At 36.1% G+C, this 25,773-nt stretch carries 23 protein-coding genes; 16 read left to right on the top strand and 7 right to left on the bottom strand.

From position 1 onward, the window contains the following. Positions 1-60: 60 nt before the first annotated feature. The 5 genes from A9G42_RS02365 to orn all read right to left on the bottom strand — a co-directional run bounded on the left by A9G42_RS02365 (position 61) and on the right by orn (position 5,932). Positions 61-1,482, bottom strand: coding sequence for a cation:dicarboxylate symporter family transporter (locus A9G42_RS02365; RefSeq protein WP_065567361.1), 1,422 nt, complete (start codon positions 1,480-1,482; stop codon positions 61-63). A gap of 83 nt (positions 1,483-1,565) precedes the next feature. Beyond that, complete coding sequence (locus tag A9G42_RS02360) at positions 1,566-2,897, bottom strand: CoA-disulfide reductase (RefSeq protein ID WP_065652519.1); 1,332 nt, start codon at positions 2,895-2,897, stop codon at positions 1,566-1,568. A 200-nt stretch (positions 2,898-3,097) separates the two neighbouring features. Beyond that, the gene (hemH, locus tag A9G42_RS02355) at positions 3,098-4,078 is read right to left on the bottom strand and encodes a ferrochelatase (protein ID WP_065567363.1); all 981 of its coding nucleotides are present in this window, start codon (positions 4,076-4,078) and stop codon (positions 3,098-3,100) included. 9 nt (positions 4,079-4,087) lie between these two features. Next, a complete protein-coding gene (waaA, locus tag A9G42_RS02350; RefSeq protein ID WP_065652545.1) occupies positions 4,088-5,359 on the bottom strand; it encodes a lipid IV(A) 3-deoxy-D-manno-octulosonic acid transferase in 1,272 nt (423 codons plus the stop codon). 9 nt (positions 5,360-5,368) lie between these two features. Continuing rightward, on the bottom strand, positions 5,369-5,932 hold the full coding sequence (orn, locus tag A9G42_RS02345) for an oligoribonuclease (protein WP_065567364.1): 564 nt from the start codon (positions 5,930-5,932) through the stop codon (positions 5,369-5,371). A 79-nt stretch (positions 5,933-6,011) separates the two neighbouring features. On the opposite strand from orn, the gene rsgA reads away from it, so the two are divergent. Further along, a complete protein-coding gene (gene rsgA, locus A9G42_RS02340; protein ID WP_065652518.1) occupies positions 6,012-7,040 on the top strand; it encodes a small ribosomal subunit biogenesis GTPase RsgA in 1,029 nt (342 codons plus the stop codon). Positions 7,041-7,518: 478 nt separating this feature from the next. Here the strand turns inward: rsgA and A9G42_RS02335 are convergent, their stop codons facing one another. Then, complete coding sequence (locus tag A9G42_RS02335; RefSeq protein ID WP_065583032.1) at positions 7,519-8,073, bottom strand: HdeD family acid-resistance protein; 555 nt, start codon at positions 8,071-8,073, stop codon at positions 7,519-7,521. A 188-nt stretch (positions 8,074-8,261) separates the two neighbouring features. Continuing rightward, positions 8,262-9,935, bottom strand: a complete 1,674-nt coding sequence (gene dauA / locus A9G42_RS02330) for a C4-dicarboxylic acid transporter DauA (protein WP_065583033.1) — start codon at positions 9,933-9,935, stop codon at positions 8,262-8,264. Between the two features lie 476 nt (positions 9,936-10,411). Between dauA and plsB the strand changes: the two genes are divergently transcribed. The 15 genes from plsB (at position 10,412) to A9G42_RS02255 (ending at position 25,772) form a co-directional block, all read left to right on the top strand. Further along, positions 10,412-12,838 carry a glycerol-3-phosphate 1-O-acyltransferase PlsB gene (plsB, locus tag A9G42_RS02325; protein WP_065652517.1) on the top strand — a complete coding sequence of 809 codons (2,427 nt, stop codon included), beginning with the start codon at positions 10,412-10,414 and terminating at the stop codon, positions 12,836-12,838. A gap of 77 nt (positions 12,839-12,915) precedes the next feature. Beyond that, positions 12,916-13,245, top strand: a complete 330-nt coding sequence (locus A9G42_RS02320) for a hypothetical protein (RefSeq protein ID WP_065652516.1) — start codon at positions 12,916-12,918, stop codon at positions 13,243-13,245. A gap of 33 nt (positions 13,246-13,278) precedes the next feature. Next, the gene (locus tag A9G42_RS02315; RefSeq protein ID WP_065579937.1) at positions 13,279-13,557 is read left to right on the top strand and encodes a hypothetical protein; all 279 of its coding nucleotides are present in this window, start codon (positions 13,279-13,281) and stop codon (positions 13,555-13,557) included. A gap of 123 nt (positions 13,558-13,680) precedes the next feature. Further along, positions 13,681-14,001 (top strand): DUF7716 domain-containing protein, encoded by a 321-nt coding sequence (locus A9G42_RS02310; protein WP_065567371.1) that lies wholly within the window; start codon positions 13,681-13,683, stop codon positions 13,999-14,001. 84 nt (positions 14,002-14,085) lie between these two features. Continuing rightward, positions 14,086-14,487, top strand: coding sequence for a hypothetical protein (locus A9G42_RS02305; RefSeq protein ID WP_065652515.1), 402 nt, complete (start codon positions 14,086-14,088; stop codon positions 14,485-14,487). Between the two features lie 235 nt (positions 14,488-14,722). Beyond that, positions 14,723-14,995, top strand: coding sequence for a hypothetical protein (locus A9G42_RS02300; RefSeq protein ID WP_065652514.1), 273 nt, complete (start codon positions 14,723-14,725; stop codon positions 14,993-14,995). 146 nt (positions 14,996-15,141) lie between these two features. Beyond that, positions 15,142-15,441, top strand: coding sequence for a hypothetical protein (locus A9G42_RS02295; protein WP_065652513.1), 300 nt, complete (start codon positions 15,142-15,144; stop codon positions 15,439-15,441). Positions 15,442-15,626: 185 nt separating this feature from the next. Further along, on the top strand, positions 15,627-16,175 hold the full coding sequence (locus A9G42_RS02290) for a hypothetical protein (protein WP_065567374.1): 549 nt from the start codon (positions 15,627-15,629) through the stop codon (positions 16,173-16,175). A 410-nt stretch (positions 16,176-16,585) separates the two neighbouring features. Then, positions 16,586-19,654, top strand: coding sequence for a formate dehydrogenase-N subunit alpha (fdnG, locus tag A9G42_RS02285; RefSeq protein ID WP_082211766.1), 3,069 nt, complete (start codon positions 16,586-16,588; stop codon positions 19,652-19,654). A gap of 17 nt (positions 19,655-19,671) precedes the next feature. After that, positions 19,672-20,646 carry a formate dehydrogenase subunit beta gene (gene fdxH / locus A9G42_RS02280; protein ID WP_081295828.1) on the top strand — a complete coding sequence of 325 codons (975 nt, stop codon included), beginning with the start codon at positions 19,672-19,674 and terminating at the stop codon, positions 20,644-20,646. Further along, the gene (locus tag A9G42_RS02275) at positions 20,639-21,331 is read left to right on the top strand and encodes a formate dehydrogenase subunit gamma (RefSeq protein ID WP_065567375.1); all 693 of its coding nucleotides are present in this window, start codon (positions 20,639-20,641) and stop codon (positions 21,329-21,331) included. Before fdxH ends, A9G42_RS02275 begins: the two co-directional genes overlap by 8 nt. Before the next feature lie 111 nt (positions 21,332-21,442). Then, entirely contained in the window at positions 21,443-22,360 is a 918-nt protein-coding gene (fdhE, locus tag A9G42_RS02270) for a formate dehydrogenase accessory protein FdhE (RefSeq protein ID WP_065652512.1), read from the top strand. A 183-nt stretch (positions 22,361-22,543) separates the two neighbouring features. Next, positions 22,544-23,500 carry an ABC transporter substrate-binding protein gene (locus A9G42_RS02265; RefSeq protein ID WP_065652511.1) on the top strand — a complete coding sequence of 319 codons (957 nt, stop codon included), beginning with the start codon at positions 22,544-22,546 and terminating at the stop codon, positions 23,498-23,500. Between the two features lie 292 nt (positions 23,501-23,792). Beyond that, positions 23,793-24,770, top strand: coding sequence for an ABC transporter substrate-binding protein (locus tag A9G42_RS02260; protein WP_065652510.1), 978 nt, complete (start codon positions 23,793-23,795; stop codon positions 24,768-24,770). 57 nt (positions 24,771-24,827) lie between these two features. Beyond that, positions 24,828-25,772 (top strand): ABC transporter permease, encoded by a 945-nt coding sequence (locus A9G42_RS02255; RefSeq protein ID WP_065652509.1) that lies wholly within the window; start codon positions 24,828-24,830, stop codon positions 25,770-25,772. Position 25,773: the final 1 nt, after the last annotated feature.

Genomic DNA, 25,773 nt, shown 5'->3' with positions numbered 1-25,773 from the left:
GACTCGAAACCGAAAAGGGTACTGTTTGCGCCCTTTCGGTTATATAGTTTACTTTTTGTATTAGCTTTCTGATGGCTCATTTTCAAAAGTGACATTAGGATCGTTATACACGGTCATATTCATAAGTCCTACTTCTCGATCAGTTACAACAGCCGCTGTCATTGCACCAGATACATTGGCTAAAGTTCGTGCCATATCGATAATTGGATCGATAGCTAACACCATACCAATTAAAGGGAAGTATTCAGCCATACCCATGCCAGATAAGACTACAGTTGCGGCAACCGTTGCTGTACCGGGAATGCCAGCGATGCCGATTGAACCAATAACCACCACAATGACAAGCATAATATAAAACTGGATATTAGTCTCAATACCAACCATGTGCGCTACCATCACGGCAAGTAAAGCAGGGAAGAAGCCTGCACACCCATTCATTCCCATGGTGCTACCAAGCGAGCCGACTAAATTGGCAGTGCCAGTATTTACCCCCATTCGAACGGTTAACGTTGAGATAGTCATAGGTAATGTGCCGACTGATGAGCGACTAGTAAAGGCTAATAGCCATGTTCCTAACGCTTTTTTAATAAACATCGTTGGCGAAATACCATGGATCAAGACAATAGTAATATGCATAATTAGCATAATCGCTGTTGCAATATAGACCGCAACAACAAAGTTTGAAACCTGAATAATTGCTGGTATTCCATTAGAAATAATGGTGCGAGCCAGTAAAGCAATGACCGCGTAAGGCATGTATTTAATAACAGTCATCGCAATTGACATGACGATTTTGTAAAGTGCTTCGATAAATGTTTTAAATAACGCAATGGGTTGTGGGTTTTTCTTTTCCATTCTATTAGCGGCAAGCCCCATTAAGGCAGAAAAAATGACTAAGCCCACAATGTTTTCGTTTACCATTGATGCAATAATATTGCTAGGTATTAGATTGATAAAGGTATCAATAATATTGGTGTATTGTTTTGCGTGAGCTTGATGTACAGAGTTTGAGCTCATTGTACCTAAGGCAAATAGATTCGCTAACAAAATACCGACTATACAGGCAATAGCTGTTGTAAACAGCAACCAAAAAATCCCTCTAAATGCGATTTGCGGTAGATTTTTTTTACCAGAAAAATCGATGATGACTTTAACAATAGAAACAAAAATGAGTGGTATCACTAACATTCGGATAAAGGCAATAAAAGCACGACCAAAAAGCCCATACCATGTTGCGGTTTCCTGCATCCAGATTGTTGATATATCTGGGAATCCTGCTACAGCTTGGATCCCTAAGCCAAGCACTGCACCAAGTATTAGACCAACTAACATGCGAATTGAAAAATTAACTTTTTTATCTTGTAGCGGTTTCATCACCGCAAAAAAACAAATAAGTAATAGTCCAATACTAATGAGCGTTTGATAATGGGTAATTACTAAGAACTTTTCAAAAAAAGCTCCCTGAAAAATGGCACCTGGCATAATTAGCCTCTCTTTTGATAATTCAATTATATGGTTAAAAATCGACCTTTAATAATATTGCTTATATAGATAAGCAAGTATTTTTATTTTGCTATAGATCCGGCAATATTTAAAATATCCCATGGTCTTGAAAATGGTGGCGCATACAAAAAATCCATCATGGCAAACTCATCAATTTTTAAATTTGCCCATATTGCAGTTGCTAACGTATTTACTCTTAATGCCGCACCACTTCCACCAACTATTTGCCCTCCTAAAATCTCGCGAGTATCGGCATGGTAAATCAGTTTTGCTGTTACACTTGTTTGCCCAGCAACATAGTTGCTATGGTTTTTATCTTTAACCATTACAGTTTTATAAGGAATTTTGGCTTTTTTTGCTTCGCTTTCGGTTAAACCAGCTCGCCCTGCCTCAATATCAAAAACCTTTAGGGCTGATGTGCCAATAGTACCGGGGTATTCATTATGTCCTCCGCCTAAATTTTCGCCTACGATTTTACCAAGCTTGTTTGCGCCTGTAGCAAGCGGAATATACACCATTGATTGGCTAATTCTATGGTGAAGTGCGGCACAATCTCCAGCGGCGTAGATGTCAGTAATATTGGTTTGCCCAAAGCGATTGGTTATGACTGCGCCGTTTTCAAGTGTGTTGATCCCCATGTTTTTATAGATAGCACTATTGGGTTTTACACCTGTTGCAATGATAACAACATCTGCTGGGTATTGCGATTTATCGGTAACCACATGAGTGACTGTATGAGCCCCTTCAAAGCCTAACACGCGTTCTTGTAAGTGTAGGTCACAATGTTGTTTGATGTTTTCTTCTATCAGTTCAGTAATTTGCTCATCAAAAGCATCAACAAGAATTCTATCATCTAGCTGAATAAGTTTAACTTTTTTTTGTAGGGCAACGAGTGATTCGGCTATTTCAAGCCCAATATACCCAGCACCAACAACAATAACATTTTGGGTATTTGGATTGGTTAACGCTTGTTTGATTGCTAGCCCATCATGTAGATCGCGTAAGGTGAAGATATTTTTTAGTTGATTATTTTTAAAAGGCGGAATAATGGGGCTAGCACCAACCGCGAGTAGTAGCTTATCGTAGTTATCATCAAAGCAATTGCCTGTATTGAGATCTTTAATGGTTAATTTTTTTTGATTAACATCAAGTGCAATAACTTCATGTTGTGTCTTGATTTCAATGCCATCTTTTTGGAATTGTGCTGGTGTTCTGGATATCATTTCATTGGCATCAGTAAAGTGGTTACCAATGAAATAAGGTAACCCACAAGCACCAAACGATACAATATCCGATTTTTCATAAATACGGATGGTGGCCTCAGGGTTTGTTCTTTTGGCTTTTGCCGCAGCACTTGCGCCTGCGGCTTGAGCGCCAATGATGATTATTTTCACTTAATTTTCTCCTTAGTGCTCAAAAACAGAATTATTCAATACTAGCTTATCATACGTTATCAATCATACGGGTGATAGATAACTGCTTGGTTTTAATATTTGTTAGTTTAAAATTTGAATTATTTGAAAGATATCTGCTTTTTTATTTTATTAATCGTATTATGTTGTAAAAACGTTTCAAGTTACTGTGTTTTTGAATATCAGTTTTTAAGTTTAACTGGTTGAATATAATTTATTAAATCTATAATTAAATTAATCTGTAAATGAGTGTCATTTAATGCAGGAATATAATAAAAGTTTTTGCCACCTGCATTTAAAAAAACTTCTCGATTTTCTTCGTCAATTTCGTAAATGGTCTCAATACAGTCTACCGAAAATCCTGGGCAGATGACTTGCACATTTTTAACGCCTCTTTGAGCTAAAATTTGTAGTGTGCTACTGGTGCTTGGTGTAACCCATTTACCTTTGCCAAATTTGGATTGATAAGCCATTTGAATGGGGATATTTATACCATTTTCTCGACATTTTTTGACTAATAACTGCGTGGTCATTTCGCAACGTTGTATATAATCATCATTGCGGTTATGGATATAACGCTCAGGAATGCCATGATAAGAAAGCACAAGCACGTCAGGTTCTCCTTGGTGGTGAAAAGCCTGTTTAATTTGTAGATAAAGTGCATTGATATAGCTTCGATGATCGGCATAATCTCGAATATAGTCAATATGATCAATGATATTGAGCGAAGTTATAATTTGCTTGATTTTATCAAGTACTGCGAGTGTAGTGGTTGTTGAATATTGTGGAAAGAGAGGTAATACTGTAATTTTTGTGCATGATCGCAGGTTATTTAACGCAGATTGCAAATTGGGATCGCCATAAGTCATGGCTAATTCACATTGAATATTAGGTAAATGGTGTTGTAATTTATCACATAATAATCGGCTATAATGCAATAAAGGCGAGGCGTTATTTATCCAGATTTTTTGGTAATGATTAATAATATAAGGCACTCGTTTAGGTATTACGCGGTACTTTAAAATTGGATACCAAAGCAGTTTTGGCAAATCAACTACATGCCGATCAAGCAAAAACTCGGTTAGATACTGCTTTATTGCATCTGGCGTTGCCGCATTTGGTGTGCCTAGATTAACTAGCAATAATCCTTGTTTTTTGTCCATAAGCGAGCCTTATTTGACACAAAGATAAGGGTTGATAACATCAAGAAGCCTACCTAGTGCGCCTTGATTTTGTTTTAATACTTGATAAGCATTTTCGCCAATCTGTTTACGATTGGTGTTATTTTCTAAAAGATCATTAATTGCTGAATAAAGGGAAGCTGGGGAGCTATCACAAATGATCATCCCTTTAGCTGTAATAAGCTGTTCACAAATAACTTTAAAATTGAAAAAATGTTCGCCACTAATGATAGGAATATGGTGGAGAGCTGGCTCTAATGGGTTATGCCCACCATGTTTCACTAAACTACCGCCAACGAAAGCGATATCGGCAAGACCGTAAAGCGTGGCTAACTCGCCCATTGTGTCGCCTAAAATGACTTGCGTTTGTTTAGTAGGAACTTGCTTACTACTACGGTTTATATAAGTTAACCCGTGATCATTAATTAATTTTTCAACTGCTTTAAAACGCTCTGGATGGCGAGGAACAATAATTAATAGTAAATCAGGATGTTTGGTTAACAAAAGTTCAAAGGCAGCTAGGATGATTTCATCTTCACCATGATGTGTGCTTGCAGCGATAAAGACAGGTTGGTTTAATTGCCATTGTTGCTTTAGCTTTGTGGTTGTTTGCCGCTGTTGATCCGTTAAATTAATGTCAAATTTGATACTACCTGTTATCGCTAAATGATCGTTTGGCAACCCCAATGCGACAAACCGTTCGCCATCTTGTTTATTTTGAGCTGCCACTATACTGATTTTTGACAATAATTTACCAATAGCCGATCCTAGTTTGTGATATCTGTTAGCAGAGCGTTGCGATAATCTAGCATTGGCAATAACCAATGGAATATTTCGTTTATGGCACTGGCAAATAAAATTAGGCCAAAGCTCCGTTTCCATAATGATAACTAACTTAGGCTGGGTCGTTTTTAAAAAACGATTTATCGCGCAAGGTAAATCATAAGGTAAATATACATGATTGACACTATCGCCGAGCAATGCTTTAACTCGCTCAGATCCTGTTGGCGTCATGGTAGTAACAGTAATAGGTAAATTAGGGTATTGCTGTTGTAGCGCTTTAATGAGTGGAATCGCAGCAATCGTTTCACCGACCGATACGGCATGCACTAAAATACTATTAGCTTTCACTTTATTTTTACAAAAACCATAGCGCTCACGCCACCGCTTTCGATAAGCCGGAGCTTTACGACTGCGCCAAAGTAACCTTAGCCACACTAAGGGCTGAATCAAATATAATAAAACGGTATATAAAATTTGCATATCAATCAATTATCTTGATAGATCAAAAAAGTGCTGACGATAATAAGCCAGCTCGGCAATTGAATCACGAATATCATCAAGCGCTTGGTGTGAGCTCTGTTTGCTAATTCCTTTTAATATTTCAGGCTTCCAACGTTTGGCTAATTCTTTGATGGTACTGACATCTAAATAGCGATAATGAAAATAGCTTTCTAAATTAGGCATGTAGTTGAATAAAAAACGGCGATCTTGACCAATGGTATTACCGCAAATAGGTGAGCAGTTTTCAGGTACCCACTGTTTTAAAAATTCGATAGTCTGCTGTTCGGCTTGCTGTTCAGTGATAGTGCTTTTTCGAACACGTTCAATTAATCCTGATTTACCGTGGGTGTTTTGGTTCCACTCATCCATCAATGCTAATTGCTCATCAGATTGATGAACCGCAATTACAGGTCCTTCAGCAAGAATAGTTAAGTTAGAATCAGTCACAATAGTTGCAATTTCAATAATACGATCGGTTATTGGATTAAGCCCCGTCATTTCAAGATCGATCCAAATAAGATGACTACTGTTAATTTGTGGTTGGTTGTTCATAATTTTTGATAGAAATTTTCTTTTTGATACGCAGTAGTGTAGCATAACTGACAATCTGTTTTAGCAAAAAATGAGTACTATGGCAAAAAATCGACTTTCCAATAATCAAAAAAGACGTGTGGCGGCAAAACATCAACAACGATTAGCCATAAGGCAAGATGAAAACCTAGCAAGTTTTTCATCACCTCGTGATGGTGTGGTGGTAAGCCGTTATGGTAAATCGGCTGATGTTGAAGATAGTGGTGGGCTTATTTATCGGTGTAGTATTCGACGTACGTTACCTTCGTTAGTGACTGGTGATAAAGTGGTGTGGCGTGAAAGTTTAGAGCCAAACACCAACGGTATTATTGAAGCCGTTCACCCTAGGCATTCTGAACTTGTTCGACCTGATTTTTATGATGGGGTAAAACCTGTTGCAGCTAATGTTGATCAAATCGTGATTATTTCCGCTGTTTTGCCAGAGTTATCACTTAATATTATCGATCGCTATTTAGTCGCTTGTGAAAGTACTGATATACAACCCATTATTGTTTTAAACAAAATTGATTTACTCAATGATCAGCAACGTGCTGAGGTTGAAAAAAAATTGGCGATTTATACTCATATTGGTTATCAAGTGTTGTATGTTTCATGCCAGCATCAACAAGGTATTGCAGTATTACAAGATATCTTGCAAGGTAAGGTTTCAATTTTAGTTGGTCAATCTGGTGTGGGTAAATCAAGCATTATAAATTTGCTATTACCTCATCAATCACAATTGGCGATGACTGGCGGTATTTCAGAAATATCTGGTCTTGGGCAACATACAACAACCTCGTCAAGGCTCTATCATTTACCCAATGGTGGCGATATTATTGATTCACCAGGAATACGTGAATTTGGCTTATGGCATCTAGAGCCTGAACAAGTGATAAGTGGCTTTAAAGAATTTGATAACTATCTTGGCGGTTGTCAGTTTCGTGATTGTAATCACTTTGATACGCCAGGTTGTTTGCTACAAAAAGCCGTGCAAGATGGTAATATTGCACCATCCAGGCTTGCCAACTATCATCGAATTTTACAAACAATGCAAGAAGTAAAAGCGAAAACCAACAAAAACTATAAATAATTAGCTATTTTTTACAATAGCAACGCTTTTGCTGGCATTAAGATATGCAAAAAAACTAAATATAATTTAAAAAATCAGTTGGTTATAAATGAGTGAGTTACTAGGTTGTAACAGTGTAGACTAGCTAGACTAAAAAACTCCAATAAAATCAATGGCTTTTCTGAATGATTTTTAAAAGTAGTATGCATACAATTTGTATATCCGTAATTTGTATACCTACTGAAAATGATTGTTGTAGCTATTTTGTATGGGAATGCGCCAATACCTAAAGTAAATTGCCGGCTTAAAATATGAAAAGGTTGTCATAAAAGACTGTTTTTGCATGTAATGCTCTAAATATTTAACTATTTTAAATAAAAATTAATGCCTTAACCTAAAATTAAAAAACTGAAAACCTAAACGACATTAAACATTGATCTGCTCACAATCAGTGGCCACCGCTAATGGCAAATAGCTTGATTGTGAGCAGTGAACGAACCTATTTACTATTGATGGCCTTTAAAGCAAAACCAATAGCGACATATGCCCAACCTTGAAAAATAAGATCAATACCTAAAAACATACCTAAAACGTAAAGACTGTCGTATGGCCAACCAGTGATAATCATAAATCCTAAAATGAGGGTGATAATACCGGATGTGAGTATCCACCCCCAACGAGGTAAATCACGGTTATTCATAGCAGCAAATATTTGCGTAAAACCACTCATAATTAACAAAAAGGAAACCACTAAGGTTAAAGCGGACGAAACGGTAACAGGTTGGAAAAATGACATTAAACCAATAAAAATATATAGTACCCCCATTACAGCCCATAGTGCAGATTGACCGAAACTTTTAACCTGAAATGAATGTAGTGCTTGGATAATACCCGCGATCAAAATTAATGAACCAATAACATAGACCGAAAAAACAGTTGCAATGAACTGATAACCTAATGCGAAGCCTCCTAATATAATTAAAATAACACCCACTAAAATAAACCAGTTTGATTTTTGTTTAAGACCGTATAAATTATTTTGGTTAGATATCATATTACTTTCCTATTTTATAAGTTAAATTTGGGTTTGAAATTAAAATCACTTTTAAGACAGGTGGTTTTGTCACAAGTGATTAATCAGTGAAAAGAAAGGCTGTGATACAATTCATTGCACAGTAATTGTTTTATCAAAACAATTACTGTGCATATAAATTAGACAATATAATAAAACTAAATTTACAATTAATCTTTATCTTTCAGTGCTTCGTCTAATGTTGAATAGAACATGAGTTTGTTAGAAATAGGAACAATTTTAGCTCTAGCTAATGTTTTTAATGGCTGAAATTGTAACTCACAGATTGATAAATCAACATTTTCAGGTAACTCATCAATAAAATGTATTAAAGCATTAAGCCCACCAGCATCAAGTATGGGTACCGCATCCCATTGTAGTATTATGTGTTGATATCCATTAATTTTTTGATAAATTTCTAAAAAGGTACGCTCAGCAGCAGCAAAAAACAGCGGTCCATTAATACGAAGTACTAAGGTTTTGTCATTACTGCGATTAAGTTCAACTAAACGCGTCATTCGGGCTATTCTGCGCATAAATAGAATTGATGCAAGCACGATTCCCAATGTAATAGCTATCACCATATCAAATAGTACTGTTAGTGACATACAAAGCAACATAATTAAAATATCGTCTTTAGGTGCACATTTGATAATATAAATAACGCGTTGAACCGCACTCATATTCCATGCCACGATAAGTAATAGCGCAGACATAGCCGAAAGCGGAATAAATGATAATGCTGGCGCAAAACAGATAAGCGCCAGTAAAACAACCAAGGCATGTAACACCGCAGCAATAGGTGAAGTTGCCCCCGCTTTGACATTAGCTGCCGACCGTGCGATAGCAGCAGTTGCTGAAATTCCACCAAAAAACGGCGCAATAATATTACCTAACCCTTGGCCAATGAGTTCACTATTTGAATGATGTTTGGTATGCGTCATTTCATCTAATACTACTGCACACAATAACGATTCTATAGCGCACAACATGGCCATGGTAAGCGAAATCGGTAATAAAGCGCTGAGTGTTAACCAATCCCATTTAAAATCAGTATGTTGCCAAGGTAAAGCAAATTCTGGTAGTACAGAGGGTATACCATGCCCTAGGGTATTATCGGCTAATGTATAGGTAAAACGTGAACCAATTGTTTCAATTTGATAGCCAAATTGATTAAAAATAAACATGACTATAATACCGGCAACGAGTGCAGGTAAGTGGCCAGATATTCTTAATTTAAGCCTTGGCCACATAATTAATACTATTAGTGTTACAGCTCCGACTAAGGTGTCTGCTATATTGATGGTAGGTAGTGCTTTAGTTAGCTCAATCACTTTACTAATATAACTTTCTGGCATATGTTCGAGCTGCAAGCCAAAAAAATCTTTAATTTGCATAGTTGCTATCGTAATAGCAATACCTGATGTGAAGCCTAATACAACAGGTAATGGTATATATTCGATTAATCTACCTAAGCGAATTATTCCCATTAATATAAGAAATATGCCAGATAGTAGTGTTGCAATGAGTAATCCTGATAATCCATATTGTAATGATACGGGGTACAAAATAACGACAAATGCGGCAGTAGGGCCAGAAACACTAAAGCGAGAACCACCCGTTAATGCAATAATAAAGCCTGCTATAATTGCGGTATATAGCCCATGCTGTGGTGGCACGCCACTTGCAATTGCTAATGCCATTGCTAAGGGGATAGCAATAATACCAACCGTAATTCCAGCAATCAAATCCTTGATAAAACGGGTTGTATTATAAGGGGTCGTTATACATGCTGATATAAATGCAATGCTAATTTTGGTGCGAGAAAGACTATATAATTTCATCGTGTTTAATAGACTTATGGGGAATTGTTTGGGATGCTTAATAAGATAATCTTTTTTACAAAAAATAAAAGAGTGTTACAAAAATAATCATCTTTTTTATAAATTAGATAGGCTATACTCAGTAACTTGAGAAAAAAATCAAAGATAAAAAATTACTTATAAAATCAGCATTGGAAATAAAAGCCTGTTACATTCGTGGCGTTGATAGCATTAAACCGATATAATATGACTATCATGTTACTATATCGTTATCATCTTATCTTTTAGTGGATTTTAAATCATATAGTCTAAAGGTTGTGCAAATTTGCTAACGATTAAACGATAACAGTATATACTTAATTCATTGCTTATCTCAATGCCCAAAAAGAGTACTATGTCTGTTTACAAGCAAAATACTTGCTTGTGGTGGGTTGATGGGTAAACAATTAAGGTCAGTTAAGTATATCAATAACACAAAGGTATGAGGTTTATTTTTTATGTTTTCTTGGTGGGCTAAAGCTTATTTTTTTCTTATCCAAATCTTGGTGAAACTTTTTGTGAAAAGTAAACCTGTTCCTACCGATCCAATAATAGAACTAGACCTTGATACCGATAAACCAATTTTATATGTCTTACCTTATAACTCTCAAATTGATTTGATGGTGTTGCGATCGCTTTGTTTGCGATATAATTTACCTGATCCATTAGCAGGCTTAGATATCAATGGTAAAAACATTCCCGCTTACATCTATATTGATAAAGGTCCTGGTATTTTTGCATCCAACCAACAAAAAAATAAAGCAATTGAAATTTTAAGAGATTATATTTCAGCACATCAACAAAATCATGATCTTGATGTCCAAATGTTACCTGTTTCGGTTATGTTTGGTCGCAAGCCTGATATCGAAGGGAAGAAAAAACTATCATTACAGGTACTTGGCGCAACTAGCAAATTTTTAAAAATCATCACGTCAGGCAGAGATTGTTATACTCGATTTTCTCGTACAGTTTCATTTAAAGATATTCATGTTGATAAACAGCAAGATCTTCCTATTTTAGCGCATAAACTAGCACGCGTTGCACGCATCCATTTCGCCAAACAACGTATGGCATCAATCGGACCTAAGCTTCCTGTTCGTCAAGCGATGCTAAATAACTTACTAAAAAAGCAAGTAATTAGCGAAGCAATACAAGAAGAAGCAAAAAGTAAAAATATTGACCTTGATAAAGCAAAGAAAAACGCATTAGCGATTTTAAATGAAATTGCCGCTAATTTTTCTTATCGTATGCTACGAATAACCGATTTTGTGCTGACCTGGGCGTGGAATAGGCTTTATCAAGGTCTTAAAGTCACTAATGCCGATCCTGTTCGAGAGCTTGCCCAAAATGGGCATGAAATTGTCTATGCTCCTTGCCACCGCAGCCATATGGATTACCTATTACTCTCTTATGTGCTTTATCGACAAGGATTAGTTCCTCCTCATATTGCTGCTGGCATTAATTTGAACTTTTGGCCAGCAGGACCTATTTTTAGGCGATTGGGCGCATTTTTTATTCGCCGTTCATTCCGAGGTAACAAACTTTATACATCTGTTTTTCGAGAATATTTAGCGGAACTTTTTATCCGTGGTTATGCTGTTGAATATTTTGTTGAAGGTGGGCGATCTCGTACAGGTAGATTACTCGATCCTAAAACAGGTATGTTAATGATGACAATTCAAACATTATTACGTGGTGATGCAAGACCGATTACCGTTGTTCCTGTTTATATTGGTTATGAGCATGTGTTAGAAGTCGCTACCTATGCCAATGAGCTACGAGGAGCAAAGAAAGAAAAAGAAAGCTTGTGGCGTACTCTAAAAGCATTTTTAAAATTAAAAAAATTGGGATTTGGCTATGTGAATTTTGGTCAACCAATACCGTTAAATCAATTTTTGAACCAACAAGTTCCAGAATGGCGAGATGCAATCGAGCCGACTGGTGCTCAACGCCCGCAATGGTTAACACCAACAACCAATTTACTTGCCAAACAAATTATGGAGCACATCAACTCTTCAGCTGCAATCAATGCAATGAACTTATGCTGTTCAATATTATTAGCGGCAGATCAACGTGCATTAACGAAAGTTAGATTAATTGAACTGATTGATTATTTGTTAAAATTATTAAAAAATATTCCTTATTCAGAGTTGATAACCATTCCAGAACAAACGCCAGAAGAATTGTTTGAGCATGCCAAAGAAATGGGAAAATTTGTTATTACCACAGACGAAGCTGGCGAAATTGTTGGTTTAACTAACGAACAAGCGGTTTTAATGACTTATTATCGTAATAATATTCAGCATTTACTGATTATTCCAGCTATTGTGGCCAGAATTTTACTCAAACATAACCGGATTTCATCGGATGAAGTTTTAGAACAAGTAAAACGACTTTTTCCGTTAATCAAATCAGAGCTATTTGTTTATCACAATGATGAACAACTCACTGAATATGTAGATAAAATTATTAAAATCTATGCCGAATTAAACCTAATTTGTTATTCGCCAGATAAATTAACACTAAACTACTTAAAAATGTCGGAATTACAATTAATTGCTTCATCATCTAAAGATACATTGCAACGTTATGCTATTGCATTTTCTTTATTGCAAAAAGATCCAACAATTAGCCGTGCAACACTAGAAAAAGAGGCTCGACTCATTGCCGAACGATTATCCATTTTACATGGTATTAATGCCCCTGAATTCTTTGATAAAGGCGTATTTTCCACATTAGTTGCATCACTAAGAGAGCAAGGTTATTTAGATGATAAAAATGGCTCAAACTTAGCTAAAATTGAAACGATGAACAAAACACTTAAGCCTTTAATTACAACTAGAGTAATGCAAACTATCGATGATATAAACCCATTAATCAAATAATTCAAAAATACGCTAATTCGGAGATAACTTTAATGAAGTGCAATATTATTTGTTCATTGTAAGCTAAAGGCTATAACATGGTAGTTAACATCATTCTTCAAGAAACAATCAATGAGCAAGATTTTATCTTGTTGGCTAACAAATGGCAGCAAAATGCATCAGTTATCATTGAATCATTATTAGAAAATAATGAAGCTAAAAACCGTATTTTTAATCTTGCTCTAAACTATATTCCAAATTCATTTGCCGAAGCTGTCATTGATATTTTTCTTGAAGATAGTACTTTTATTATTCGTGATGATGATCTGCTAAAATGTGCAAAGCAAGGCTCTATGGGTTTAAAAAAAAGCATTTGTTATCGTAAAAATGTGCCTCAATATATTATTGATTTATGTAATTTAGATTAATCAACACGTTATCTAGGCTAGGAAATATAAAAGATGTTAGATTTTTCCTATTTATCGGATCAAGATGGCAGTAAATCATCTCTGGTTTTAAACGATAAAAAAGTCCAATTGCTTGATCACGCTTTTACTTATTTAAGACAAAAAACTGGCATTATGATTGATCCTTATGGTCAAACAAGAATCTACCCAGACCATCAAAAAATATTAATCAATTTGTTACATCAGCATAATGACAGCGAGATCCAAAAACTCGTTTTGCTATTTAAGCAAGCATCCAGTGAAGATGAAATAATTCTTGCCGATGGTGATTAAATGGATAAATTATTTATTTAGCCATAATGACACTTACCTCAAGTTGCATTAAACTAATGTATATTTATTACAAACGCTTATTACAAATGCAACGATCTCATGCAAGTTATTTAAGAGGAATTTATGGATTTTATCGCTATACGTGATGTGCTTTCTAACATAAAGGATATGCCAAATCATTTTTTTTATCTTCCTGCTGATCACTCCTCTTGGACACTTGATACACAAGGTCGGTTTTTGGATGATGATGCGTTAAATAATTTTGATTCAGGTCTTTCCCAAAAAGCAATAGAAGAAGACTGGATCCCAACGCTAGAAAAAGCCGATATTGAAGATATTATTGAAGTTGCTAACAATGAATTAGGTAATCCAACATTAGAAGATTTATTTAACTCTTTTATTTTCTATATTGAAAATGACGCTTTTTTACAATATGCTGATTAAACATAAATGGCTTATGTTTTTTACACAATATGCTTGTTTAACACAAATAGTACTAGCACATAAATTATGTTATAGCATTTAAGCATGGTGATGTCTTCTAATAAAAAAGTGATCGAATTGATATCACATTTATCAACTCAATTTAATCAATTAGGCATTTTATTACAAACCAATATTGCTGATCAATTTACAGTACATAATATGGCTAGCTATGTACATATTGATATCTTAAAACACCGAATTTATCTTCGCTTCAAATTATCAATTAACGGCATTGAGCTATTTGATAACGATATCATCAATATTCAAATCACAGAGGGTATAATACATGCCACTTGCACCGTTTATTCAAATTATGGTATCGATAATGTAATGAAATACCAAAACGATCTAGATGATTTTGAGCTGGCAATCTTCGACAAAATTTTCATAGAATTATTGTCATGTATTACATCACATATTAGCTTGCTGACCCAAAGCAACTAAATAGCTTAACCAACGAAAATGATTTAAGTAACTTAACAACTTTCACTAAAGGCTGACTGATATAAATGGACATTACCCAATAATGAAGACTAAAAAAATTTTATTAAAGTATATGATTAGCTACTATTATTTGATAATTTAAAACTGCATAATTTGGGATTAAACTTTAGAGTATCATCTATAAGTAAACTATAAGTGAAGGTAGATAAACAATAAATAGAAAAGCCAATAGAAAATGAGCCATATACAAAACATCACTCAATTGGAAAACGCCATAATCCATCAAGCCCAAGCAGAAGATGAACAATCATTTTTGTATCAATTGCATGAACTAAGTTTTTTTGATAAATCAACATTTAATCAACTATTAAATAATTGCCAAGCCTTAGCAAAAGCCTATCAACAGTTAGGAAAAACGAATAATTATAACGAGGTAGTAAAAGGCATTTTACTGATTTTTGAATATACACTATTTTCATTTTATTGCCATCATGCTGAACATGATTAATTTCATATCAGCAATTATGGCGATGAACTAACCGCCAATGATATATCTGACTATTATGATAAAATCAGATTAATCACACAACAAATCATCTTATAAACGCATAAAATAATCACTTACATGACCAGCTCAATAAGGTATTTAAACTAATGGGATTAGATTTTATTATCCACTTTGATAATCAACGGCAGGTACAATTTGCTATGAACGAAGATCTACATAGTAAAATATTTAGCAAATCAACAAATTGGCGTAGCTTTAAACAATTAAAAAAAATCAGTGATTATTACAAAACTGATGCCGTTTTTAATAGCAACGAGCTAACAACATTAATAGCAGATTTGATGCAAATCACCCAACAAATCGATGATTTTCAAGATGAATTACAACAGCTCATCACTAAACTGCGTCAGAAAAATGCCAAACTATTACGTGTTACTAGCGATTAGTCATACTTAGATTATTATCCACTCATCTCTACAGCACTATCAACAAATTTTATCATGAATGACATAAATTGAGGCAAACTGTACAATATACAATTTATCTGGCTGGTTTTGATAATTATGTCGATAAGCAATCAAACTGATAGCAAAAATGAGACAGCAATGTGCAAACTTCAGGATGGTAATCAATGATTGATTTTACTGCTGATATTATTAGTTATAAATCAATGGCTAATATTCAAATTGGTGATAACATTCTTTCTTATCTCGATGAAATGTATCAATATTTTGATGTTAACTACCAAGAACACGAGCTTCATTTTTCAATGGGTGAGATGACTAGACAGAGTTTCTATTCATTAAATGATGATACATTGACGCTAACAACCACATTTGATGGCGATATCATTGGCATAGGATGCAACCAAAACTACCTAGGTAAATACCAAAATCAATATAAAAATGAATTATATGCTGGTATTACCATGGAAGAGCTATGCTCTTTGAGCAAATTTCAGAAGATTGTATATGGCACACTGATTGTTGATAACGATTATGGCTTATATTTTACGTTACCCTCGCCTTATGACGAAATTGCCGACACGCTAAAAGACATCCCCTATGATTTAAAGCTAAATGAAATTTACGTAGCGGATAATTCCAGCTGGCAGCTTAAGCCACAAAAAAAGAAAAAGCCTAAAAAGCGCAAAATTGCCAAACCTTATTCTTATTTTTAATATTAATAAGCAATAATCTAATATGCATTACTAATTAGATGCTGTGACTTAACTATGTCCACTTAAAACACTGCTAAAGTGCCTATTATCAGATAAGAATGCACGAAAGAAAGAGCTTGCTAAACCATTTAGTTAATATTTTTAACTTGTCATAATCAAATCGAAAACTTGTTAAATTAAGGTGTATATTTTACCTACAACTTCTTTATATCAATATGATTTCCTTTTCATCTTTTCGGCAATTAAAACGAACATGATCTTATTTTTTGACATATGTCAAACTTTGGTAATTCATACTAGCATTTTCCTTTATTTCTGCATAAGAAACGATTATTATTGATATAAATAGGAAAGTTTATAGCTTTAAAAATATAATAAATAATGTAATGTCAGTTTTCTAAGGAGTCCATATGCTATTTAACCGTAGACAGTTCTTTAAGATCTGTGCTGGTGGTATGGCAGGAACAACCGTCGCCACATTAGGACTCGCTCCAAATGTGGCGCTCGCACAAACTCGCCAATTTAAATTACTCAAATCAAAAGAAACCCGTAATAACTGTACCTATTGTTCTGTTGGATGCGGAATGTTACTTTATAGTCGTGGAGATGGTGCAAAAAATGCTGAATCATCTATTTTTCACGTAGAGGGCGATCCCGATCATCCGGTAAGCCGAGGATCACTTTGTCCGAAAGGGGCAGGTGTACTTGATTTTATAAAAAGCGAACAACGTGTTAAATACCCAGAATATCGAGCTTCAGGCTCAGATAAATGGCAACGCATTAGTTGGGATGAAGCGATTGACCGCATCGCTCGTTTAATGAAAGAAGACCGAGATAAAAACTTTATTGAAAAAAATGAGAATGGCACCACAGTAAATCGCTGGACAACCACAGGCTGGCTTGTTACATCAGCGGCTAGTAACGAAACGGGTTGGTTAGCATTTAAAGTTGCTCGCGCTTTAGGTATGTTAAGCCTTGAAACCCAAGCTAGGGTTTGTCATGGTCCTTCTGTATCAAGTTTAGCTGCCACCTTTGGTCGTGGCGCTATGACCAACAACTGGAATGATATCAAAAATGCTAACGTTGTTATGGTGATGGGAGGAAATGCTGCAGAAGCTCATCCTGTTGGTTTTAAATGGGCAATAGAGGCAAAAATTAATAATGGTGCAGAATTAATTGCAATTGATCCGCGTTTTCATCGAACCGCTTCGGTTGCAGATCATTATGTCCCCATTCGTGCGGGCTCTGACATTGCATTTTTGCTCGGTATTATTAATTATCTTATTACTAATAATGAAGTTAATTTCGACTATTTAGTCACACACAGTAATGCTAGCTTAATTGTGTGTGATGATTTTAATTTTGACGCAAATAGCGGTTTATTTAGTGGCTATGATGCAACTAACCGCCAATATGATCAAAGCAGTTGGGCATATCAAAAAGATGAAAATGGTTATGCCCTTCGGGATAAAACACTAAGCCACCCTCGTTGCGTTTGGAATCTATTAAAACAGCATGTTAGCCGTTATACCCCTGAAATGGTAAATAAGGTCACTGGTAGCCCAATTGAAGGGTTTTTACATGTTTGCCGTTCACTCGCTAGCACAAAAACCCATGATAGAGCCGCAACCTTTTTATATGCATTAGGTTGGACGCAGCATACTTATGGTACACAAATCATCCGCACAGCGGCGATGATCCAACTGATCTTAGGCAATATAGGTGTCATGGGGGGGGGAATTAATGCGCTACGCGGGCATTCAAATATTCAAGGATTAACCGATGTCGGCTTGTTATCCAATCGTTTACCAGCCTATCTTGATTTGCCAAAAGATTCTCAAGTTTCACTTACTCAGTATTTGGAAGAAAAAACACCAAAACCACTTGGTCCAAGTGAAGTCAATTTTTGGGGAAATTACCCAAAATTCTTTGTCAGTTTTATGAAGTCGATGTATGGTGATAAAGCGACTATAGATAATGATTGGGGATTTGATTGGTTACCCAAATGGGATAAAACCTATGATATCTTAAGATTCAGTAAAATGATGCGTGATGGTCAGGCTAATGGCTTTATCTGCCAAGGTTTTAATCCTCTTGCTGCGCTACCAGATAAAAATAGCATCCGTGACGGCTTATCTAATTTAAAATTTTTAGTTAGCATTGACCCAATGCCAACAGAAACGGCTGAGTTTTGGAAAAACCATGGTGAATCCAATGATGTTGACTCTAGCAAAATTCAAACAGAAGTCTTTAGATTGCCGTCAAACTGTTTTGCTGAGGAAAACGGAACAATAGTGAACTCTTCTCGCTGGCTACAGTGGCATTGGGCAGCAGCTCGCCCACCTTATGAATCTTTATATGATCCTGAAATTATTGCTCGTATCTTTTTAAGAATTAAAGAACTATATGCTCAAGAAGGGGGAGCCTATCACGATCCAATTGATAACTTAGTTTGGGACTATGAAGATCCTCAAGGGCCAGCGGCTGAAGAATTAGCCAAAGATTACAATGGGCGTGCGCTGGCTGATATCACTGATGCCAATGGCAATGTGATTCTTAAAAAAGGACAGCTACTCAGTGGCTTTTCACAATTAAAAGCAGATGGTACAACATCATCAGGCATTTGGATATTCTGTGGCTCTTGGACTGAGCAAGGCAACCAAATGGCACGACGCGATCCAAGTGATCCATCAGGTAAAGGTATTCATGCAGGTTGGGCTTGGTCATGGCCGATGAATCGACGCGTACTTTATAATCGCGCTTCAGCAGATGAAAACGGTAAGCCGTGGGATCCTAAACGAGTTTTAGTAAAATGGAATGGCTCAAGCTGGGTTGGTAATGATGTGCCTGATTTTACTGCAACATTATCACCAAATGCAGGGGCAGGCGCTTTTATTATGAATAACGATGGTTTAGGTGGATTGTTTTGCTTAAACCGATTAGTCGATGGCCCATTCCCAGAACATTATGAACCGTTTGAAACACCTATTACTAATAACCCATTACATCCAAATCAAGTAAGTAGCCCTGTAGCACGTGCATTTAAAGAAGATTTGGAACGCTTAGGAAAGGCTAGCCAATTCCCTTACGTGGGCACGACGTACAGCATTACTGAGCATTTTCATTTTTGGACGCAACATGCAAGGCTGGCTTCAATTACTCAGCCCGAGCAATTTGTTGAACTAAGTGAAAATCTTGCAAATAAAAAAGGCATAAAGGTAGGTGATACCGTAAAAGTGACGTCATACCGAGGTTATATCAAAGCGAAAGCCGTTGTCACTAAACGACTCCCGACATTAACTGTTGATGGTAAACAAATCGAAACCATTGGAATTCCAATTGTTTGGGGATTCACTGGTCAGACAAAGAAAGGATTTTTGGTTAATGAATTAACACCACATTTAGGTGATGCGAATTCACAAACACCAGAATATAAATCATTTTTAGTCAATATCGAAAAAGTCACCACAGCGGCATAAGGGAGGAAAACTATATTATGTCATTACAAACTCAAGATATTATTCGCCGCTCTGCAACCAATACATTAACTCCAGCGCCACGGGCTCGCGATTATCAACAAGAAGTAGCTAAATTAATTGATGTGACAACGTGCATTGGCTGTAAAGCTTGCCAAGTAGCTTGTAGCGAATGGAACGATCTTCGAGCTGAAGTTGGTAATACCGTTGGTGTTTATGACAATCCTGCAGATTTAGAACCCAAAGCATGGACTGTCATGCGATATTCAGAAGTTGAAGTTAACGGCAAATTTGAATGGCTTATTCGCAAAGATGGCTGTATGCACTGTTCTGATCCTGGGTGCTTAAAAGCTTGCCCATCAGAAGGTGCTATTATTCAATATGCTAATGGTATTGTGGATTTTCAATCTGAACATTGTATAGGTTGTGGTTATTGTGTCGCAGGTTGCCCATTTAATATTCCCCGAATTAGTAAAGAAGATAATCATTCATATAAATGTACTTTATGCGTAGACCGTGTGGCAGTTGGGCAAGAACCTGCTTGTGTAAAAACATGCCCAACTGGCGCCATTCATTTTGGTACAAAACAAGATATGATTCGCCATGCAGAGAATCGAATTATAGACTTGAAAAAACGGGGATTTGCACAGGCTGGGCTTTATGATCCACAAGGCGTAGGCGGAACTCACGTTATGTATGTTTTACACCATGCAGATCAACCTGAACTTTATCATGGCTTACCTAAAGATCCGCAAATTAGCGAAGTGGTTAAATTCTGGAAAGGTATTTGGAAACCGCTATCGGCGGCAGCATTTATTGCAACATTTGGCGGCTTACTATTCCATTATATGGGAGTGGGCGCAATTGAGGTAGATGAACAAGACATTGAACAAGAAAAAGAAGCCGATAACCAAGCTCGAAAACGCCTAGGTTTACCCATTTTTCGGCGTAAACATAGTTCCCCATTGTCACAACAGGAGAATCATCATGAATAAGCAAAACATGATATTAAGAACCCCTCTTCTTGTTCGCTTCTGTCATTGGTGCATGGTTTGCCTTTTCATTTTAACGGCACTATCGGGGCTATCCTTGTTTTTCCCATCCATTAAATTATTTGGGTTGGTGCTCGGCACTCCACAGTTAGTCAGAGCATTACATCCCATTATTGGTTGTATTGTCTTTGTACTGCTGATGTTTATGTTTTTAAAACTTGCTCATCATAATATTCCAAATAAACAAGATCTGTTATGGATAAAAAACTTTAAAAAAGTGATTATGGGTAAAGAAGAAGGTATTCCCATTGGTAAATATAATGTCGGTCAGAAATTTTTATTCTGGTGCATTATGAGCTTAATTTTGGTCTTGTTTGTAACTGGAATGATCATGTGGCGACGATACTTTTCTGATTATTTTCCAATACCAGTTGTGCGTATTGCGATATTCTTTCACTCGCTTGCTGCTATTGGCTTAATTTTACTTGCTATTGGTCATGCTTATATGGCAATTTGGGTTAAAGGATCTATTAAAGGAATGATAACAGGCTATGTATCACGAGCTTGGGCTCGCAAAAATCATTCGGCTTGGTATGAAGAAGAAATGGATAAAATTTATCAAAATGAACTCAATACAAAAGCAAAGTCTGAAGTAGAATCAGCGGATGTTAAACATAAACCAGCATGATAACACTCTCTATCTCTAATTGTATTTACCGCTGATAGTTACTATCAGCGGTATTATTTTAAAAGCAAAAAACCAATGACAATCGAAAATCACAATCAATGAGCATTTATAATGAATATAAAAATCATTCCTCAAGATCAACTTGAACAACAAGCAAGTAGCTCCGTTATTCGGCAAATTCCATTACTTTTATATCCATCACCTAAAACACTTTATACGCATCGAGTCGAGCGTTTGAAAAGCCTTGCAAACAATAGCCCAATTAGCGATTATTTAAACTTTTGTGCAAAAATTGTTGAACAACAAGCCGATTTAATCAAGCAAAAACCTATAGATATTGATGTAGCATGTTTATTAAATAGTGAGCGTCCCCCGCTAAGCCTAGATAATTTACCACTTACAAATACGTGGCAAGATTACTTAGCATCATTGTTGGACTCATGTGCCAACACAACAGAGCAAATTACTTTAGTCATCGAGCAACTAAAAAAAAATAGCTCTCAAGCGTTGCAAAATAAAGCAATACATTTACTTACAGGTGAATTTGATCAAGTTAATGGCGATGAAACAATTTTTATTTGGTCAGCTTTATCGGTTTACTACTGCCAACTGGCCAGTCAAATCAAAGGCAAAGCCATCGCAGAAAATATAGACAAACTTTGGTTGTGCCCAGTTTGCAAAAGCATGCCCTCAGCCAGTGTTATTCAATTAGGTAGCCACAGTGGTTTACGCTATTTACATTGTAGTTTATGTGAAAGTGAATGGTACGTACCTAGAATTAAGTGCACCTGTTGCGATAATATGAAGGATATACAATATCTGTCACTAGAACAGGAACTTGCAGCAACTAAAACGGAGTGTTGTGACACTTGCCATAGTTATTTAAAAATATTTGATCAAGATAAAGATCCCCATATTGAAGTCATCGCTGATGATATTGCCTCATTGATTTTAGATATAAAAACAGAAGAAGAAGGTTTTGCTAAAAGTGGCGTTAATCCGTTTATATTTGCTCAAAAGCAAGATTAATACACAAAAAACTAAAAATTAAGATTTCTTAATGAATATAAAAATAGCGGCAAAACGGCTGGGTGAATGGTTTATTGTTACAATATTATCGTTGATAAGCTCATTTATTAATAAAATACAACTTCACTTTTTAGCTTGATAAAGTTAAACTGGCACCATTGTACTAGTTTGTGAGTTCTTATTATGAAACGCTTTTTGTTATCGCTGATAATTCTTTTAGTTACGCCTTTTTTTAGTTTTGCAGATACAATAAAAAATGTCGCTATTACCGCGATTGTAGAACATCCATCTTTAGACCAAATCCGTGATGGTGTTAAAGATGAATTAACAGACAATGGCTATAAGTTAAACGAAAATTTAACGGTTCAATACAAAAGCGCACAAGGCAGCAGCGCAACTGCTGCACAAATTGCCAGACAATTTGTCGCAGCAAAACCTGATGTTATTGTCGCAATTGCAACACCGAGTGCTCAAGCAACTGCGGCTGCCACCAGACAGATCCCGGTGGTCTTTGCCGGTATTACAGATCCAATTGCAGCCAAGTTAATTAAAGATTGGCAACCTACAGGTACAAACATCACTGGCGTTTCAGATTATCAAGAAATAGGGCCACAAATCGACTTTATAAAAAAAATCGTACCCAATGTTAAATCTGTAGGATACATTTATAGCCCAAGTGAAATTAACTCAACTGTGGTATTAAAAAACCTACAAGCACTTTTATCGCAACAAAATATCAAATTAGTTGCGGTACCTGCTCAGCGAACCGCTGATATCTCAACTGCCGTCAATACATTAAAAGGAAAAGTTGATTTAATCTACACAACAACCGATAACAATGTTGTTTCAGCTTATGAGTCATTAGTAAAATTTGCTAATGAAAATAAAATCCCGCTGTTAGCCTCTTTCCCTGATGCAATTGAACGAGGCGCTGTTGCCGCATATGGCATGAGTTACTATGATGTGGGACGCCAATCAGGCAAACTTGTTGTTCGAATCTTACAGGGTGAAAAAGCAGGTAACATTGCTCCAGAAATAGGACAATCATTACGTCTTGCCATCAATATTGGTGCTGCTAAAAAACAAGGTGTAACATTGTCTCCTGAAGTTATCCAATCCGCTTACAAAGTCATAGACTAATAATTAATTCCAATCTATTGTAACCAACAAAACTTTGCTCATTTCGGTGGGCAAAGAGCTAGGTTATACATAATTAATTTAAGGTCAATAATATTACCGACAGCCTTGGGCTAATAAAATAACAAAATTTTATCCACACAACAAAGTGTACTTTAGTTTCATCAATCAACATTTAATGTAAAAAAATGTTTACATTTACAGCTATTTTTTAACTCTAGAAAATTATCTAAATTTGCTTTATAGTAGCTTGGAATTTATCTTAGTTGTAAAAAAAATATTACAGGAGTGCCATATGCGTAATTCTATTATAAAATTTTTTATGCTACTTAGCTTATCATTGGCAGTATTTAACTCTTCAGCAGATCCTAAATCTGAGCAAAAATTTGTGGCTATTACCGCAATTGTTGAACATCCAGCATTAGATAATGTTCGTCGAGGTGTTGAGGATGAACTAAAAGATAGCGGTTATATTGCTGGCGAAAATTTAAAATTACACTTTGCAAGTGCACAAGGTAGTAGCGCTAATGCAGCGCAAATCGCTAAACAATTTGTAGCTAACAAACCTGATGTTATTGTTGGCATTGCGACACCAAGTTCACAAGCATTAGTTGCGACAACCAAACAAATTCCAATTGTTTTCACTGCCGTTACCGATCCTGTAGCAGCAAAATTAATTCCTAGTTGGAATGCATCAAAAACCAACGTAACTGGGGTGTCTGATGCGTTATCATTAGATGCTCAAATTGATATGATGCTAAAAATTAAACCTGATGCTAAAAATATTGGTTATGTTTATAGCCCAAGTGAAATAAATTCAACAATTATACTAAAACAATTACAAGTTGAGTTAGAAAAACGAGGTATGAAAATAATAGCTGCCCCAGCTCAACGCACTTCGGATATATCAACTGCCGCAAGAAGTTTAAAAGGTGAAGTTGATATGTTTTATACCACGACGGATAACAATGTGGTTTCTGCCTATGAAGCGCTAGTAAAAATAGCAAACGAAAGCAAAATACCTCTTTTAGCATCAAACCCAGAATCGGCAGAACGTGGGGCGATTGCTGCTTTGGGAATGAGTTATTATGATCTTGGCCGTCAGGCAGGTAAAATTGTTATCCGTATACTGAATGGTGAAAAACCCGGTGATATCCCATCACAAGTGGGCAATGTTACTCAACTGACGATAAATAAAAAGGCGGCTGAACGCCAAGGTGTTACGTTATCTGATGATATATTGAAATCAGCGGCAAAAATTGTCGAAAAATAATGTTGCTCTTTTATAACTATGCCACCATTTTGGTGGTTAACTTGAATGGATTTTTTCATGTCTTTTGAATTTTTATTAGGCTCAATTGGAATTGGGCTTATTTATGCCTTAGTGAGTTTAGGTGTATTTATCTCATTTCGTTTACTCGACTTCCCTGATCTGACGGCTGATGCCAGCTTCCCTCTTGGTGGCGCAATTTGTGGATTATGCATTTATATCGGTATCGATCCTTGGATTGCGACGTTATTCGGTATGCTTGCTGGTTGCCTTGCTGGCGCAATGACAGGCATACTGTATGTTAAGCTCAATATTCTACAATTACTTTCGAGCATTATTGTAATGATAGGGTTTTATTCTATTAATTTAAGAATATTAGGTCTTGCACCTTATATTATGGATGAAACACCAAGAATGGCGGGTTCACCTAACCTTTCTTTACTGGATGCCAAAACCATATTTTCACCATTTATTGCTGATGATTACAGTAATCAATATATTATACAACCGCTTTTGGTGCTGGGATTTGTCATTGTGTGTTGGGCATTACTCAATTTATTTTTGAAGACCCAGATAGGATTAGCATTAAGAGCGACGGGAACCAATCAACGAATGGCAAAATCTCAAGGCATACCAACTGGAGGAATAACAATCCTAGGTATGGCAATATCAAATGGCTTAATTGCACTTGGTGGTTCGTTATTTATACAAACTCAAGGTGGCGCAGATATTACCATTGGTGTTGGAACAATTGTCATCGGGCTTGCTTCAATTATCCTGGGTGAAAGCATCTTTCCAACAAAACGTATCTGGCTTGTTATGCTTTCAGTTATTTTAGGCTCTATTTTGTATCGCTTATTTATTGCTTTTGCATTAAGCAATGAATTCCTACAAACAATCGGCGTTGGAACAGAGGATCTAAATCTGATTACCGCAATATTGGTTGTGCTAGCTCTTGTGGTACCAAAACAACTGAAAAAACACGCTAAAAGAAGAGGGAAATAAG

The sequence above is a fragment of the Gilliamella sp. Nev6-6 genome, assembly GCF_001690605.1.
Classification (GTDB): Bacteria; Pseudomonadota; Gammaproteobacteria; order Enterobacterales; family Orbaceae; genus Gilliamella; species Gilliamella apicola_C.
The sequence above is the reverse complement of the archived record's forward strand: the minus strand, read 5'-3'. Positions and strand labels throughout refer to the sequence as shown.